The 15,969-nt window shown below is 38.8% G+C and carries 14 protein-coding genes; 9 read left to right on the forward strand and 5 right to left on the reverse strand.

All coding sequences use genetic code 11. From position 1 onward, the window contains the following. Together CDOM15925_RS03960 and CDOM15925_RS03965 are read left to right on the forward strand one after the other, a co-directional pair. The coding region (locus CDOM15925_RS03960) for a PA14 domain-containing protein (protein ID WP_169941342.1) at nucleotides 1–1,424 on the forward strand (1,424 nt) is incomplete at its 5' end. A gap of 372 nt (nucleotides 1,425–1,796) precedes the next feature. Continuing rightward, nucleotides 1,797–4,439, forward strand: a complete 2,643-nt coding sequence (locus CDOM15925_RS03965) for a calcium-binding protein (protein ID WP_169941344.1) — start codon at nucleotides 1,797–1,799, stop codon at nucleotides 4,437–4,439. A 53-nt stretch (nucleotides 4,440–4,492) separates the two neighbouring features. Here CDOM15925_RS03965 and CDOM15925_RS03970 read toward each other — a convergent pair whose 3' ends face one another. The 5 genes from CDOM15925_RS03970 to CDOM15925_RS03990 all read right to left on the reverse strand — a co-directional run bounded on the left by CDOM15925_RS03970 (nucleotide 4,493) and on the right by CDOM15925_RS03990 (nucleotide 8,515). Next, complete coding sequence (locus tag CDOM15925_RS03970) at nucleotides 4,493–5,326, reverse strand: cysteine ABC transporter substrate-binding protein (protein ID WP_169941346.1); 834 nt, start codon at nucleotides 5,324–5,326, stop codon at nucleotides 4,493–4,495. 47 nt (nucleotides 5,327–5,373) lie between these two features. Then, the gene (locus CDOM15925_RS03975; RefSeq protein WP_169941348.1) at nucleotides 5,374–6,111 is read right to left on the reverse strand and encodes an amino acid ABC transporter ATP-binding protein; all 738 of its coding nucleotides are present in this window, start codon (nucleotides 6,109–6,111) and stop codon (nucleotides 5,374–5,376) included. An 8-nt stretch (nucleotides 6,112–6,119) separates the two neighbouring features. Next, nucleotides 6,120–6,749, reverse strand: coding sequence for an amino acid ABC transporter permease (locus CDOM15925_RS03980; protein ID WP_211436675.1), 630 nt, complete (start codon nucleotides 6,747–6,749; stop codon nucleotides 6,120–6,122). A 25-nt stretch (nucleotides 6,750–6,774) separates the two neighbouring features. Then, complete coding sequence (locus tag CDOM15925_RS03985; RefSeq protein WP_169941352.1) at nucleotides 6,775–7,428, reverse strand: amino acid ABC transporter permease; 654 nt, start codon at nucleotides 7,426–7,428, stop codon at nucleotides 6,775–6,777. A gap of 97 nt (nucleotides 7,429–7,525) precedes the next feature. Next, complete coding sequence (locus CDOM15925_RS03990; RefSeq protein WP_169941353.1) at nucleotides 7,526–8,515, reverse strand: c-type cytochrome; 990 nt, start codon at nucleotides 8,513–8,515, stop codon at nucleotides 7,526–7,528. A 151-nt stretch (nucleotides 8,516–8,666) separates the two neighbouring features. Here CDOM15925_RS03990 and CDOM15925_RS03995 point away from each other — a divergent pair, with 151 nt between their 5' ends. From CDOM15925_RS03995 to CDOM15925_RS04025, 7 genes are all read left to right on the forward strand, one after another. After that, entirely contained in the window at nucleotides 8,667–8,921 is a 255-nt protein-coding gene (locus CDOM15925_RS03995) for a CBU_0592 family membrane protein (protein ID WP_169941354.1), read from the forward strand. Beyond that, nucleotides 8,918–9,904, forward strand: coding sequence for an agmatine deiminase family protein (locus tag CDOM15925_RS04000; RefSeq protein WP_169941355.1), 987 nt, complete (start codon nucleotides 8,918–8,920; stop codon nucleotides 9,902–9,904). The genes CDOM15925_RS03995 and CDOM15925_RS04000 overlap by 4 nt, the downstream gene beginning before the upstream one ends. 19 nt (nucleotides 9,905–9,923) lie before the next feature. Continuing rightward, nucleotides 9,924–10,859: a cation diffusion facilitator family transporter gene (locus CDOM15925_RS04005; protein ID WP_169941356.1), complete on the forward strand. Its 936-nt coding sequence runs from the start codon at nucleotides 9,924–9,926 to the stop codon at nucleotides 10,857–10,859. Nucleotides 10,860–10,932: 73 nt separating this feature from the next. After that, a complete protein-coding gene (locus tag CDOM15925_RS04010) occupies nucleotides 10,933–11,805 on the forward strand; it encodes a carbon-nitrogen hydrolase (protein ID WP_169941357.1) in 873 nt (290 codons plus the stop codon). Between the two features lie 110 nt (nucleotides 11,806–11,915). Further along, the gene (locus tag CDOM15925_RS04015; RefSeq protein ID WP_169941358.1) at nucleotides 11,916–12,683 is read left to right on the forward strand and encodes an EFR1 family ferrodoxin; all 768 of its coding nucleotides are present in this window, start codon (nucleotides 11,916–11,918) and stop codon (nucleotides 12,681–12,683) included. 245 nt (nucleotides 12,684–12,928) lie between these two features. Then, nucleotides 12,929–13,867: a TAXI family TRAP transporter solute-binding subunit gene (locus CDOM15925_RS04020; protein WP_169941359.1), complete on the forward strand. Its 939-nt coding sequence runs from the start codon at nucleotides 12,929–12,931 to the stop codon at nucleotides 13,865–13,867. 26 nt (nucleotides 13,868–13,893) lie between these two features. Continuing rightward, nucleotides 13,894–15,969: a TRAP transporter permease gene (locus CDOM15925_RS04025; RefSeq protein ID WP_169941360.1), complete on the forward strand. Its 2,076-nt coding sequence runs from the start codon at nucleotides 13,894–13,896 to the stop codon at nucleotides 15,967–15,969.

A 15,969-nucleotide genomic window follows, 5' to 3' on the forward strand; every position in this document is an offset into this window, starting at 1 on the left:
TTCCAGCTCCGCAAGAACCGAAACCGAATTTGAATATAACTGTTGAAAAGATAACTCCTAAGCTTAATACAAATTTGGATAGTTTTGAAAGCCAAATGGGGTTACAATCTAAATTTTTCTACCTACCTCCGGGGGGAGAAGCCTATATTAGCCATGCTGAAGATGAAACCAAGGGTTGGACGCTTCGCTCTTTCCTAAATATAGATCAGGCCTTGGATTTTGCATCACAAGGTAAAGTTGATGCTACTTATCAGGTTAAAAAGATAGATTTCCAAACCCATAAGGGCGAAGATTTGGCTAAAAATACTGCATCTAGCCTAGAGGATAGTCCTTTGGCACGTTTCTTGGGGGACAATGCACACAGTTTAAAAGCAGAAGAGGGAACAGACTATGCAGTAGGCAAAAACGAGCCTCAAGGAGATAGATCTCTTAATATAATGAAAGGTTATGCTTTTTTACAAAAAGATAAAGAGTATAAATTTAAATCCGAATCCGATGACGGAATTCGTATAAAAATAGGAGACAAGGTATTATTTAACGATGAAAAAGCGCTAAAAGGACACCACGACAGAAAGACTAGTGAAGAAGATAAATATAGTGTTCAGGAGACGGGATTTTATGAGCTTAATATCGCTCATTACGATATAGGCTGGGGCAATGCTACATTGAAACTATTTACGATAGAAGACGGGAAAGAAGTCGTTGTTGGAGATCATAAAAATGGCGGAATTCCTCTATTTACCGATATATCGGATATGGTTATAGTTGATGGAAAGCTTGGAAAGGTAGAGGGCTATGAGGCTGAAATAAGCGTTCGTACGGATATTGAAGCTAATGTAGATGTAAAAATAACCGATAAAGAAGGTGGTCTTATAAATAATGTGGGCTCATTTGATGTTTCAAAAGATGAGGTAAAGACTAAAACTCATACTTTGCAAGAGCCCTTAAAAGAGGATGATCTCTTTACGGTAGAATACAAAGACGAGCAAGGCAATGTAGTGTCTCAAGCAAGCACTACCATAAAGGATAGTAATGCTCAAGTTATCGAGGTTGAGGCTATTAAAGTATTTGAAGATACTGATGCAAAAACTGCGTCACATGAAAATTCTCAACCTGACACTTCCGGTCAAGATCAAGATACACAAAGTGAAAATATTGATGTCACAGCTATCGCAAGCTTAAGTGAGCAGTCAGACAATAAACCGGCTTCTGGCTCTTTACCGCAAGGAATACTTACTCAAGACAATAAAGAGGCGATTCCTGGACTTGAAAGCCCTAAAGCTGAAGAGGGTGTAGTAAATTCCGCTAATGAAACTGATACGCAGGCGTCACCGTCTTTAGCCGAGCAAGCTTCGGAGACAAATACTTCTAGCGTAGTGGTTCCTATGAATACGGAAGATACGACTACGATTAGCGGATTTTAATTTAGTAATTTGGCAAGGGTTGATACTCTTGCCAAATTTTTAATTATTTGTTCTTAAATTTAAATACTTATGAAAAATTTAAATGAATTTAAGACAAAGTTGATTGCCCGCTTAGATACGATAATTCGTAGACAAGATGTTAAAAACTTAGTTTTGATACACAAGAAGAAATTTACATTAAAAACCTGACTCGGAAGCTGTTTGATTTAGGCAAATTAAAATGGGAAATTTGGGTTTGGATAGAGAGGAAATTTATTGCTAGAAGTTTGTTTTTAAGCAAGCATACTAGAAGTCGTTAAATTTTAATTTATATTTTATTAATACTGATGTAAAATCAATATGTTGCAATAATATTTTTTAAAGCTTATAATCATGAAAGAACTAGAACAAAATTTAAAACAAGAAAAAGAAGTTATCCTTAAAGAGTTGCAAAATATAGAAAATGCAAAACCGGATACCGATATTATCTTAAGTGGTGCCAAGTTGAAGCAAAAAAGCAACTCGGATAAAGTTGCCTCTAAAGAAGCTATTCTTGATGTTCAAAATGCCGAAAATTCTCCTGTAAATTTCTCGCAGATTCGTATTGATTTGAAGAATAGTTCAGAGAGTAAAACCTTGGATGAGGCTAAAGATAAGGTCTTAAAAAGTGTATTTTTAAGCTCGGAAGATTTTGTAAAGTCAGGTCATATAAGTAATGTCGATGTGGATTATAAAAACTTAGCTAGAAGCAATATAGTCGATAAAAAAACTTACATGATTGAGCCTAATAAAATTTTAAAAATTGAAAATATGGAGCAAGTAGATACTTTTATAGACTCAAAAAGAGATCAAGGGGACGTAAATTTAAATTCCCAAAAAGATATCGGCGCGATATCTCATAATAAACCCAATGTCTTGATCCCCGAAGCGGATATCGATACGACAAAAAATGACGACAACAATGATATTATCTTCTTAGAAGATAATAAAGATAATAAAGATAATAAAGATAATAAAGATAATAAAGATAATAAAGATAATAAAGATAATAAAGATAATAAAGATAATAAAGATAATAAAGATAATAAAGATAATAAAGATAATAAAGATAATAAAGATAATAAAGATAATAAAGATAATAAAGATAATAAAGATAATAAAGATAATAAAGACGAGGATAATGAAGCCGTAGCTCCTATATCTCCCAATAAACAAGATGAGCAAGATACCAAAACGTCTAATAGCGATAATGATTCTAAGGAGTCTTTAGACGATCCAAGCGTATCGGGTGATCACTCAATTCCTGAAGATATCGATATATCGATGCCTAATATAAAAAATACTATACAAGGAACATCTTATGATGATATACCTTTAAAGGGTACTCAAAACGAAGATATTATATATGGATACGAAGGAAACGATACAATCCACGGAGAGAGCGGAGATGATACTATTTACGGTGGTAAAGATAGAGATTTGCTGCATGGTGGAGATGGCAAGGACACTATCTACGGCGAAGACGGAGATGACTATATAGAAGGTAACGAAGATGCCGATAAACTATATGGCGGAAATGGAAACGACGGTATAAGAGGCGGAAATGGAGATGATAGAATATGGGGCGGAAGCGGAAATGATGAGCCTCATGGAGAAGAGGGGGATGATCTTATAAGCGGAGAAGATGGAGACGATATTATAAGAGGCGGAGCAGGCAAAGATGCCTTGTATGGAGACAATGGAAACGATACAATCCACGGAGAGAGTGGAGATGATACTATTTACGGTGGTAAAGATAGAGATTTGCTGCATGGCGGAGAGGGTAAGGATACTATCTACGGCGAAGACGGAGATGACTATATAGAAGGTAACAAAGATGCCGATAAGCTATATGGCGGAAGCGGAAACGACGGTATAAGAGGCGGAAGCGGAGATGATAGAATTCACGGTGGCGACGGTGATGATGAGCTTCATGGTGAAGATGGCAATGACACCATCTACGGCGAAGATGGAAACGACGGTATAAGAGGCGGAAGCGGGGATGATAGAATTCACAGTGGAAGCGGAAGCGATGAGATCCATGGAGAAGACGGAAAAGATACTATCTACGGCAATAGCGGAGACGATCAAATTTTAGGCGGTGACGGAGATGATGAGATTCACGGCGGCAATGGCGAGGACACTATAAAAGGCGAAGACGGAAACGATATAGTGTACGGCAATGACGGAAAAGATATCATCAACGGCGGAAGTGGAGATGATACCATAGAGGGCGGAAGCGGAGATGATGAGATAAACGGTGATATAGGTGACGACAGGCTCTATGGCAATGAAGGCAATGACACTATCTGGGGCGAGATAGGAGACGATAAAATTTGGGGCGGAAGCGGAGATGATAATCTTTACGGAGGAGATGGAGATGATCTCATAATAGCAGAAGATGGAGACGACATTATAAAAGGCGGAGCAGACAAAGATACCATATATGGAGACACAGGAGATGATATCATACACGGAGATAGCGGAGATGATGTTATACACGGTGGCTTGGGAGATGATCTGCTTTACGGAAATTATGGAAGTGATAGAATTTACGGCGAAGACGGTAATGATACCATAGTAGGCAATTTAAATGATACTATCCTTGACGGCGGGGAGGGCGAAGATACTTTGCGTATCGTGCCGGATGATGCTCAAATTGAAAATTTTGATTCTAGTTTTAATATAGACTTTGATAATATACCAAAAGGAAGCATATCTAATTTTGAAAAAATTGATTTAGGACACGGAGAAAACCCTACTCATATTACAAATTTAGATCCAAACGATGTGCTTGATATGGTAAAAGACGAGAGTATAATTATAAAAATTTCAGGAGATGATAAAGACTCTGTCGGTTTAAATGGATTTGCCGAGTCTGAAGACAAGCAAAATTTAGAGAATGGCTATACTAGATATGAAGGCTATGCTCAATCAGATAGCATTACAACAACTGTTAAAATTGATGTAGATGATGATGTAGTTAAAATAATCTGATAAGCTTAACATTTATAGAGAGTCGGTTTAAGCCGACTCGTAAATAATATAAATTAAATTTTACCGCCTTCGACGACTACTGATTCAGGATCTACGCTGTCGCCATATACTGGCTTGAGTGTTTCATCGTATGCTTTGTGGAAGAATTGCTCTTTTTCAAGACTCATGATTTCGTTGTTTATCCACTTAAGCAAGACATCGTTTCCTTTTTTAACGGCAGGCGCTATTGAGTCTATATTGCCGATTGATTGTATGCCTACCGTAAAGCCGGGATTTTCTTTAACCCATGCAAAAAGCAAAGTGTTATCATGCGATAGCGCGGCACCTCTTTTGTCAAGCAATGCTCCAAAAGTTTCGGTATTTTGATCAAATTTTAAAAGCTCTATCTCAGGATGATTCTTAGTAAAATAAGCATCTGCCGTAGTGCCTTTGTTTACGATCAGTTTCTTTCCTTTAAGCTCGCTTATGTCTTTGATTATCTCTCCGTCAGGACTAACTACACCAAGCGAAACTTTCATATAAGGAAGCGCAAAATCAACCACCTTAGTCCTTTCTTCAGTTTTGGTGAAGTTGGCCAGGATTATATCAACTTTGTCCGAGGTTAAAAATTCAACTCTACTAGCAGCCTCTACGAGTTCAAATTTTACCTTGCTTTCATCTCCTAAGAGATCCTTTGCTATGCGCTTTGCAAAGTAGATATCATAGCCTTGGTTTTTACCGTCCTTGTCTATAAAACCAAAAGGCGGTTTATCGCTAAATACCCCTATACGAACGTATCCGCGCTCCTTTATCTTGTCTATCGCGTTTGCGCTAGAATTATCATTACCACAACCCGTTAGAAAGACGGTAGCGATTAATGCCAAAAATGAAAACAGAAGTTTTCTCATTCTTTCTCCTTGTATTATAAAATAAGTTTGTATTTATACCAAAAATTTTAAAACGAAAACAAATTTAGGAATTTTTTTGCTCTTTGAGTCTTTGGATTTGTAAAAAACTCTTCAGGATCGCTCTCTTCTACGATTTTTCCTTCATCCATAAATATTATTTTATCTGCAACCGCTCTTGCAAAACCCATTTCGTGAGTTACTATTAGCATGGTCATGCCTTCTTTTGCTAAATTTATGATCACATCAAGCACTTCTCGCACGATTTCAGGATCAAGCGCAGCCGTTACTTCGTCAAACAGCATAAGATCAGGCTTCATACAAAGCGCTCTTACTATGGCGATACGCTGCTTTTGACCGCCGCTTAACTCCTTTGGATAGGCGTATTTTTTATCGCTTAATCCGACCTTTTTTAGCCACATATCGGCTTCTTTTTCTACTTCTTTTTTATCACGTTTTTGAGCTTTTACGGGACCAAGCAAGATATTGTCTATGACGTTCATGTGATCAAAGAGTTCATAGCTTTGAAACACCATGCCTACATATTGTCTTATGCGCGTCCAGTCTTTAAAGTCTTTATCTATCGACTCTCTGTGTATGACTATCTCGCCGCCGTGTATCTGCTCAAGTCCATTTATGCAACGCAAAGTCGTGCTTTTACCACATCCTGAAGGACCCAGTAGAACCACTACTTCGCCGCTTTTTACGTTTAAATTTATATCTTTAAGCGCTTGCGTAGAGCCATAAAATTTGTTTAAATTTTTGAGTTGCAATATCTGTTTGTCCATTAAATTCCCTAACCCCATCTCTCTTCAAGTCTCTTTGAGAGCTTTGAAATAGGATAGCATATAATAAAATATAGAAAAAATATAAATCCGTATATCCAAAACGGCGCCATATTGTTTGTAAAGACATGATTTTCGATGATTTGCTGTCCGACTTTAACTACCTCTACGACACCTATCAGTACCACTATCGAAGTTGTTTTAATCATCCTGCTTAGCAAATTTACAGCTCCCGGAACCAAACGACGCATGGCAAGCGGCACGATTACGTTTATGTAAATTTGAGTCTTGCTAAGACCTAGCGACGCTGCGCTTTCAAATTGATGTCTTGGTATCGAAGTGATAGCTCCGCGCACGATATCCATCATCTCAAACACTCCCCAAACGCTAAACACCAAAAGCGACGCCGTAAATGCGCTTATGTGAATTCCTAAGGCTCTGCTTACTCCAAAGTAAAATATAAAGAGCCAAACTATAGTCGGCATAATGCGAATAATCTCAAGGCAAATTTTGCAAATCATATATATAAATTTGTTTTTTGAACTCATCACTATGCCCATGATAAGCCCGCCGATTATCGATATGACGATAGATATGATGGAAATTTGCAAGCTTACGATAAGCCCTTCGCCAAGTCGCATTAAATTTTGTGCGTCAAATAAAATACTAGCTCCTTGCAACCCTCATCCTTCTTTCAAGCCATGTCAGCGCAAGCGATATAGGCAAGATAATAACAAGATAGCTGATAACAAGCATAAAAAGCGCCTCATCGGTTTTATAATAAAGCCCGATTAGATCTTTTGCGACATAGACTAGATCCGCAAGAGCTACTATGCTGACTATGGAAGTTTCTTTAAGTAAAAATATTATATTTGCGCTTATTGACGGTAGGGCGACGCTAAAAGCTTGTGGCAATACTACATATCCAAGAAGCTGATGATCGTTTAATCCTATGCTTAATCCCGCTTCAAGTTGAGATTTTTTGACCGACTCAAACCCGAGCCTAAAACTCTCCGCCATGTAGCTTCCTCCAAGAAAGGTAAGCCCTATAACAGCGCATGAAAACGAGCTTATATTTATGCCCAGCTTTGGCAAACCGTAATACAAGAAAAACAGCTGTATAAGAAGCGGAGTGTTGCGCGAAAGTTCGATATAGCCATTAACTATAGGCACTAAAGGTTTGATCTTATAAAATTTAATCATCATACAAAATATACCGACAAGGATAGAAAAGACTATCCCCCAAAAGGCTAGATTTAGCGTCAAAATTCCGGCCTTTATAAACATCGGATAAAATTCTTTTATAAACTCAAAATCCATAAAATTTGACCTATTGTTTAAAATTTGCGAGATTTTAGCGTATTAATACTAAATTTAAAGACAAAATTAGTATTAATACGACTACCGAAAGAAAAATTTATTTTTTAAGCATAGGTTTGTACGGTCCAAATCTGTGAGCGTTCTCGTCAAATCCGTCGTTGTAAGGTCCTACATCCATATCCATAGGCTTTACGTCAAGATCGGGGAAGTCTTTTTCGCGACCCTGTTTAATAGGTCTAGGATGAGAGTTCATATAAGCCGTTACGTCATACGCTTCTTCCCAGCTTAGAGTCGCGTCGCCTTGAGGCATGGTTGATTTGACGTATTGGGTGCCTTTTATTAAGCGGTACATGCCAGCTCCCGTGTTGTAGCTGTCATCTCCCCAAAGTGCGGGAAATATATAATAATCTCCGCCGTTTGCAAAGTCGGGATTTATCATGCCTTCTCCGTTTTCACCGTGGCATGAGGCGCATCTTGCAGCGTAAATTTCTTTTCCTTTTTTAGGATCGGCAGCCCTATCTATGTATTCAGCCTTAACGAGTCCTTGACCCTTGACCTTTGAGCCCACTTCATATCCGCTTGATAGCCAGTGCATATAAGTTACCATCGCGCGCATCTCTTTTGAATTTGCAGGTATCGGTTTGCCCGACATCGAGCGCTGAAAGCAGCCGTTTATACGGTCTTGCAGGGTTACCACCTGATCGGCTCTTGAGTTGTACTGAGGAAATCTAGCCGTAATTCCTACGAAAGGAGAGTGTCCCGGCTCAACTCCGCCCTTTGAATGGCAGCTTGAACAGGATAGGTTATTGCCCGCGAAGCGCTTTTTCTCGTCTTTTGCCTGAGGACCAAGATAGCGCGAGGTCTCGTTTAGTAGCTTTGAGCCGAATATAACTGTTTTTGCATAAGGAGAGTCGCCAAGCTTGGCTTCGTCTATTATGCCGTTTTCATCAATGCCTGCAGGAAGCCTGAATTCCTGAACTTTTACTTCAAACGGATAAGCGCTTTTAGCCTTATCTTTGGCTGCGTCAAACGCAAAAGAGCTGCTTATCAAAAGCGGCACGGCCATCAGCAAAACACTGTTTTTCATAAAATCTCCTTATGGTTAAGTTATTTAAATTCTATTTAGAATATGTTAGAAAATATTACAGCAATTTAATGTAGATATTCTTTAATTTTTAAAACTAGAATTTTTTTAATATGTTACAATTAGCTTTAAATTTTCGTATATAAGAGTGTCGATGGATATTTTTCAATTTATCGGATTTTTAGGCATGATTTGTATCGTTCTTGGGTATTTACTGCTTCAGATAGGAAGACTTACAAGCAACGACTTAAGCTATCAGCTTATAAATTTAGCAGGAGCGATACTGCTTATCATCTCGCTTCTTGTGCATTTTAATCTAGGCTCTTTTTTGATAGAGGTTTTTTGGATATTCATAACGCTTTATGGAATTTTTAAAATTTACAAAAACAGATCAAGGAGTGAAATTTGAGAGCTTATGCAGAGTGGGAAAAACAAGAGCTTCTGTTTTTATCGTTACCGCACAAAAACAGCGACTGGAAGCCGTATTTAAACGAAATTTTAGATAGCTACGAAGAGCTTGTGGCGGCGATAACTCATTTTCAAAAGTGCGTTTTGATATGTCCCGATGAAGGAATTTTTAACTCGCGATTTGCCAAATTTGATAATGTGGAGTTTGTTAAGATCGATACGAATGACACTTGGATACGCGATTACGGGATGATTGACGTTGAAAACGTAGATAAAATTTTAAGCTATGATTTTAAATTTAACGCATGGGGCGGGAAATTTGAAAGCTCAAAGGATAATGCCGTAAATTTAGAGCTTATTAAGCGTTTTAAGACAAATTTGCAAGAGATTGATTTCATCCTAGAGGGCGGAAGTATAGAATTTAACGGACAAGGCACTTTGCTAACGACTGAAACTTGCCTGTTAAACGATAATAGAAATTCCAAATTTAGTAAAGATCAGATTGAAGAGAGGCTAAAAGAGCTTTTTGGCTTAAATCGTGTTATTTGGCTTAAGCACGGCTTCATAAAGGGCGATGATACCGACTCTCACATAGATACTTTGGCTAGATTTATCTCGCCTGATACGATTGCTTATGCTTGCACGGATGATAAAAATGATGAGCACTATGAGGAGCTTGAAAAAATGAAGCAAGAGCTTGAAAAAACGGGCTTTAACCTCTTGCCGCTTCCGCTTCCTGATCCTAAATTTTACGAAGGTAAAAGGCTAGGGTGTACTTATGCAAATTTTATCTTTGTAAACGGCGCTTTGATCGTGCCTACTTATGATGATAGAAACGATAAAATCGTGCTTGAGCGCCTTGTAAAAGCGCTTCCAAATCACAAAATAATAGGCGTAAATTCTCTCGTTTTTGTTCGTCAAAACGGCTCGCTTCACTGCTCAAGCCAAAACAGATACGAAGGCTCGCGAGATAAATTATCTTGATAATAGATGAGATGATAAGATGCCAGCAGAGCAAATAAAATCTAAAAATGAGCGGCAAGACTCTACATTAAATAGCTTAAAAACGGAAAAAAATTTACAACGTTTAGCGGTTATTACCGCTGGAGCTACGGCATTTTTGCTGGCTATCATTAAACTTATCTCAGGCATTTATAGCGGCTCCATATCCGTGCTTAGCTCCGCTATTGATTCTATGCTTGATTGTCTTATATCGGTGCTAAATTTCTTTGCGCTTAAGAAGTCAAACGCTCCGGCAAATGATAAATTTAACTTCGGCTACACTAAGCTTGAAGCCTTGGCGGCGCTTTTTGAAGGGGCTTTAATCATCGCAATCGGTGTTTTTATATTTTATGAAAGCGCTATTAAATTTACCGCCGAAGAGGTTAGCATAGATGTCAATACCGGTCTTTACGTTATGGTTTTTTCTTTAGGTGTTACGGGAATTTTGGTAGCGTTTTTAAACAAAGTAGCTCAAAAAACTCAAAATTTAATCATAAAGGCAGACGCGCTTCACTATAAGAGCGATTTTTTCACGAATTTAGCCGTAGTTGCCGCTCTTGTGATTATCAAATTTACTGGATTTACGATAATAGACGCGATTTTTGGCGTTTTAATCAGCTTTTATATAGTTCATTCGGCTATAAATTTGCTAAAAGACAGCGTTTTGGTCCTTATGGACAGGGCACTTGAGCCTGAAATTATAAAGCAGATAGAGGAGATACTCTCTTTAAAAAAGGAAATTTCAAGTTTTCACGGACTTACTAGCAGAAAGAGTGCAAATGATTGCTACATCAGCGTTCATCTTGTGTTTGATAAGGAAATTTTACTAATCAGAGCTCACGACATATCAGACGAGATAGAAGAGCAGATTAGGAGCAAATTTCCGCAGTTTGAGTGGCATATCATCACTCATCTTGATCCGTATGATGATAGGTAGGATGAAGAGCGATTTATGAGGCGTTTATCCTCTTTGATGTATAATTTTTAAAATTTAAATTTAAGGTAAAATTATGAAAGTAGCTTTAATTCAGCAGAAATTTCACGGAACCAAAGAGGCGACAAACCAAAAGACTTTAGATCTAATTAAACAGGCCTCAAGTCAGGGCGCTGATCTTGTGGTGTGCCAAGAGCTTCATCAAACGCAATATTTTTGTCAAAGCGAGGATACGGAATTTTTTGATTTGGCAAACGATTGGCAAGACGATGTGAGGTTTTGGGGTGAGGTTGCTAAACTAAACGGCGTAGTTTTGGTTACTTCGCTATTTGAAAAACGCGCAGACGGGCTTTATCACAACACCGCTTACGTATATGAAAAAGACGGCAAAGTTGCGGGCAAATACCGCAAAATGCACATACCTGACGATCCCGGATTTTACGAGAAATTTTATTTTACGCCCGGAGACATTGGATTTGAGCCGATACAAACGAGTCTTGGTAAGCTTGGCGTTTTAGTTTGCTGGGATCAGTGGTATCCTGAGGCGGCTAGACTTATGGCTTTGCGTGGAGCGCAAATTTTAATATACCCTACGGCGATAGGATGGTTTGAGTCTGATACCGAGGCTGAAAAATCTCGCCAGCTTGAGGCGTGGGTAGCCGTTCAGCGCGGTCATGCGGTAGCAAACGGTTTGCCTGTGGTGGCGGTAAATCGCGTAGGATTTGAAAAAGATACAAGCGGAGTTATGGACGGCATAAAATTTTGGGGCAATAGCTTTGTATTTGGACCTCAAGGAGAGGAAATTTTCCGTGCCGATAGCACAAGCGAACTATGCGAGATAGTGGAAATCGATATGAAAAGAAGCGAAGAAGTGCGTAGAATTTGGCCTTTTTTAAGAGATCGAAGGATCGATGCTTATGCGAATTTGACAAAGAGATTTATTGACTGAAAATTTTAAGATATTTTATTACTGCAAAATTTGCTATAAAATTTAGATTTAATCAAATTTACTCAGATATATTGAGCAAAATTTGATTAAATTTGTTTGTGAGAAAATTTATGATAGCGATTTATTTTAGCTCTACAGGCAATACCAAATACTGCATTAATCAATTCATAAGCTATCTCAAAAAGGATGTTTTGGCACTTTCGATTGAAGATGTTGCTTGCGCTAAACATTTAAGCAAACATCAAGATGTTATTCTTGCGTATCCTATTTATTTTAGCGACCTGCCAAGGATTGTGCGTGAGTTTCTTTACAAAAACAGCGCAAATTTTAATGGCAAAAATGTATTTATCATCTCTACTATGGAAGCTTTTAGCGGTGACGGGGCCGGATGTGCGGCTAGAATTTTAAAGAAATTCGGCGCAAATATAACTGGCGGGGCGCATATAAAAATGCCCGGATTTATCCTTGATGTAGGTATTTTTAGCTATTCGCACGAGAAAAACGAACGTATAATCAGTCAAGCTTCTATTAAGATAAAACACTTTGCGGGGCTGTTTATGACGGGCAAGCCTCCTAGGCACGGACTAAGCTTGTTTCATCAAATAGCGGGATTTTTGGGGCAGCGACTTTGGATGAAACTTTATGACAAGACACCATTTAGTAAGAGCAAGCCCACTCTTGATGAAGGTCGTTGCACGGGTTGCGGTAGCTGCGTGAAGCCTTGCCCGATGGCAAATATAAGCTTGGTTGCTAGAAAGGCTAAATTTGATGATAACTGCACACTTTGCTACAGATGCGTAAATATATGCAACCAAAAAGCCATAACAATACTCGGCAAAGCAAAAAATTTAGAAAAGTCAATTCCTGTTAGATTTTAGACCTGCGAATTTGCAATAAGTAGCCTAAAATTCAACTTTTGTGATCTCTTAAATTTAACACTTCTTTTTGCAAATGCTTTAGAAATTTATATTAAATAAAACTTAAGAAATTATTTTTTAAAGTTAAAATGTGTAAAATTAGCAAAAATTTTAAATAAGCCGTAAAAAATTAAATGGATTTTTCATAAAAAACTATTTTTTTGTGATACGATAAAAAATCCAAAATTTATGATAAAGGATTGGCTATGAAAAAGACATCTTTAGTTTTAGCAGGGCTTCTTTTCGCTTCGACACTTGGCGCAAAAGAGTTTATATCTATCGGCACAGGCGGAATGACAGGTACTTATTATCCTGTCGGAGGTGCTATTTGCCGTCTTGCAAATAAAGATCCTCAGATAAAATGCTCCGTGCAATCAACCGGAGGCTCTATATATAACGTAAATAACGTGCTTAAAAAAGAGCTAAATTTCGGCTTTGTGCAAAGCGACGTAGTCTATGATAAATACAACGGCGTGGGCAAATTTAAAGATATGGGCGATAAAAATTTACGCGCTGTAGTATCAATCTATCCTGAGCTTTTGGCGTTTGTCGTGTCAAAAGCAAGCGGAATAGCTTCAATAAATGACCTTGAGGGCAAAAATATAAACGTAGGAAATCCGGGAAGCGGCAATGAAATGACGGCTCTTACCGTGTTTAACGCTTACGGCTTTGACGCTAAGAAGCTAAAACATCACGGCGTTTTAACGGCTCAAGAGTGTCCGCACGCACTTAAAGATAAAAAAATAGACGGATATTTTTATATGGTAGGTCACCCTACGGCAAACATCACCGACGCCGCAAATTCAATGCCTATTGATATCGTAAATATAAGCGGCGAAAATATAGATAAGATGCTTAAAGAGTTTCCTTATTTCGCAAAAGGTGTGATACCGAAAGGCACTTACGAAGGCGTTGATAAAGACGTGGAAAGTATCGGCGTTAAAGCTGTTTTGGTAACAAATAAAGATATGAGCGATAAGGCCGTAACGGCTGTTGTTAAGGCAATACTAGATAACTTTGACGAGTATAAAACGCTTCACCCTGCGCTTGGTGCGGTAACGAAAGAGTCTTTGGTCGAAGGACTTTCGGCTCCGCTTCACCCTGCGGCTGAGGCTGAGTTTAAAAAACACGGAATAATAAAATAATATAAATCAAATTTAAAGGTAGGTGTATGGAAGTTGGAAATGTAGCGGCGCAAGAGAAAGAGGAATTTGTAGAGGTTAAGACAAGAGAGATAAACTCGAATTTTTATCTTTATCTAACAAGTATAATCTGCTTTGCGTGGTCGGTTTTCCAGCTTTACATAGCCTACTTTCCTATGAATACGACTATGTCGCGATCCGTTCACTTTGCATTTGCGATAGGGCTTGTGTTTTTGCTCTATCCGCTTAAATTTCATAAAAAGGCTCACACGAGCATGCCGATTTATGATATCGTCCTTTGCGTTGTGGGTGTTTTTGCGGCTCTTTATCCTTTTATAGAATTTTACTCTTTGGCTCAAAGACCTGGTGATTACACTAAGGTTGATATTGCGGTGTCGTGCATCGCCGTTTTGATACTGTTTGAAGCTGGCAGACGCGTGATAGGTCCTGCCTTAGGCATTATCGCGGCTATATTTTTAGCGTATGACTACTTTGGTCAATATATGCCCGATATCATAGCTCATCAAGGTGCGAGCCTAAATAAGCTTGCAGGACATATGTATCTAACTACCGAGGGTGTATTTGGCGTGCCTCTTGGGGTTAGCGTTAGCTTTATCTATCTGTTTGTATTGTTTGGTTCGTTGCTTGAGCGAGCCGGAGCGGGGCAGTATTTTATAAATTTAGCCTTTGCGATGCTTGGCAGATTTAGAGGAGGTCCTGCTAAGGCCTCGGTTATCGCTAGTGGGCTAACGGGCATGGTTTCAGGAAGCTCTACGGCGAATGTCGTAACGGTTGGAACGTTTACCATACCTCTTATGAAAAAAGCTGGTCTAAGTAGCACTAAAGCAGGCGCTATCGAAGTTGCCGCAGGTGTAAACGGTCAGCTTATGCCGCCTATCATGGGTGCAGCAGCATTTATCATAGCCGAATTTTTGGGCATGAGCTATACAAATGTAATGATAGCTGCGGTAATTCCTGCGTTTGTCTGCTATATGTCTCTGTTTTTTATCGTGCATTTGGAGGCTTGCAAGCTTGGGCTTAAAGGCATGCAGCACGATAAGAATTTCTCAAGATTTAAAATTTTTGTAAGCGGAATTCACTATCTTATACCGATTTTAGTTCTATTATATACGCTTTTGATAGCAAAAGAATCACCTATCTCGGCTGCTTTTAACGCTATTAACGTATTATTTTTGATAATAATATTTCAAGAGCCTATTAGAAAATTGTCATTTAAAGAAAAAGTTAGTAAAAACGACTTCATTATCGGCTTTGCCGATATCTTTTGGGCGATGGTCGGTGCAGCTAGAAACATGACTACAATCGCGATAGCAACGGGTTTAGCCGGTATCATTGTAGGCTCTATCTCGCTTACGGGCGTCGGTCAGGTGTTGTCTGAAGTAGTCGAGACGCTAGCCGGAAACAACATCGTGCTTATACTGTTTTTAACGGCGATCATGTCGCTCATCCTTGGCATGGGACTTCCGACTACGGCTAATTATATCGTGGTAAGCTCGCTTGTGGCTCCCGTAATTTTATTTTTAGCTTATAAAAACGGCTTTTTGATACCTGCGATTGCGGTGCATCTATTTGTGTTTTACTTTGGAATTTTAGCAGACGATACCCCGCCTGTCGGAATTGCAGCTTACGCTGCTGCTGGTATCGCCAAAGCAAATCCGGTAACCGTCGGTGTTCAGGGATTTTTTTATGATCTAAGAACGACTATTTTGCCGTTTTCATTTGTGTTTAATAACAAACTTCTTCTTATCGAAAGCGTAAATCCTGCTTCTCCAAGCGACGCCAAGGGCATAGTTTGGATAACAAATCCGGCCGAGATACTTCTCATATTTTCAACCGCACTTATAGGCATGTTTGCTTTTGCGTCCGCACTTCAAGGTTATTTTGTTACTCGCGTTCAAATTTGGGAGCGAGCCTTGCTTATGCTGGTTGTGCCGCTAACATTGGTGCCGAATATGTGCGCTAAATATATCCCGTTTATCGCAAACGAATATATCTCTTACGCTATTGGCTCGGGGATTTATTTTGCTCTTTTTGCGTATCAGTGGATAAAGAATAAAAGCGAGAAAAGGGCGCTTGCGATATAG

Source organism: Campylobacter sp. RM15925, from assembly GCF_012978775.1.
Lineage (GTDB): Bacteria > Campylobacterota > Campylobacteria > Campylobacterales > Campylobacteraceae > Campylobacter_A > Campylobacter_A canis.

Coding starts and splice junctions, on each gene's coding strand:
- CDOM15925_RS03965 (WP_169941344.1), top strand. CDS start 1,797: ATGAAAGAACTAGAACAAAATTTAAAACAAGAAAAAGAAGTTATCCTT.
- CDOM15925_RS03970 (WP_169941346.1), bottom strand. CDS start 5,326: ATGAGAAAACTTCTGTTTTCATTTTTGGCATTAATCGCTACCGTCTTT.
- CDOM15925_RS03975 (WP_169941348.1), bottom strand. CDS start 6,111: ATGGACAAACAGATATTGCAACTCAAAAATTTAAACAAATTTTATGGC.
- CDOM15925_RS03980 (WP_211436675.1), bottom strand. CDS start 6,749: ATGCGACTTGGCGAAGGGCTTATCGTAAGCTTGCAAATTTCCATCATA.
- CDOM15925_RS03985 (WP_169941352.1), bottom strand. CDS start 7,428: ATGGATTTTGAGTTTATAAAAGAATTTTATCCGATGTTTATAAAGGCC.
- CDOM15925_RS03990 (WP_169941353.1), bottom strand. CDS start 8,515: ATGAAAAACAGTGTTTTGCTGATGGCCGTGCCGCTTTTGATAAGCAGC.
- CDOM15925_RS03995 (WP_169941354.1), top strand. CDS start 8,667: ATGGATATTTTTCAATTTATCGGATTTTTAGGCATGATTTGTATCGTT.
- CDOM15925_RS04005 (WP_169941356.1), top strand. CDS start 9,924: ATGCCAGCAGAGCAAATAAAATCTAAAAATGAGCGGCAAGACTCTACA.
- CDOM15925_RS04010 (WP_169941357.1), top strand. CDS start 10,933: ATGAAAGTAGCTTTAATTCAGCAGAAATTTCACGGAACCAAAGAGGCG.
- CDOM15925_RS04015 (WP_169941358.1), top strand. CDS start 11,916: ATGATAGCGATTTATTTTAGCTCTACAGGCAATACCAAATACTGCATT.
- CDOM15925_RS04020 (WP_169941359.1), top strand. CDS start 12,929: ATGAAAAAGACATCTTTAGTTTTAGCAGGGCTTCTTTTCGCTTCGACA.
- CDOM15925_RS04025 (WP_169941360.1), top strand. CDS start 13,894: ATGGAAGTTGGAAATGTAGCGGCGCAAGAGAAAGAGGAATTTGTAGAG.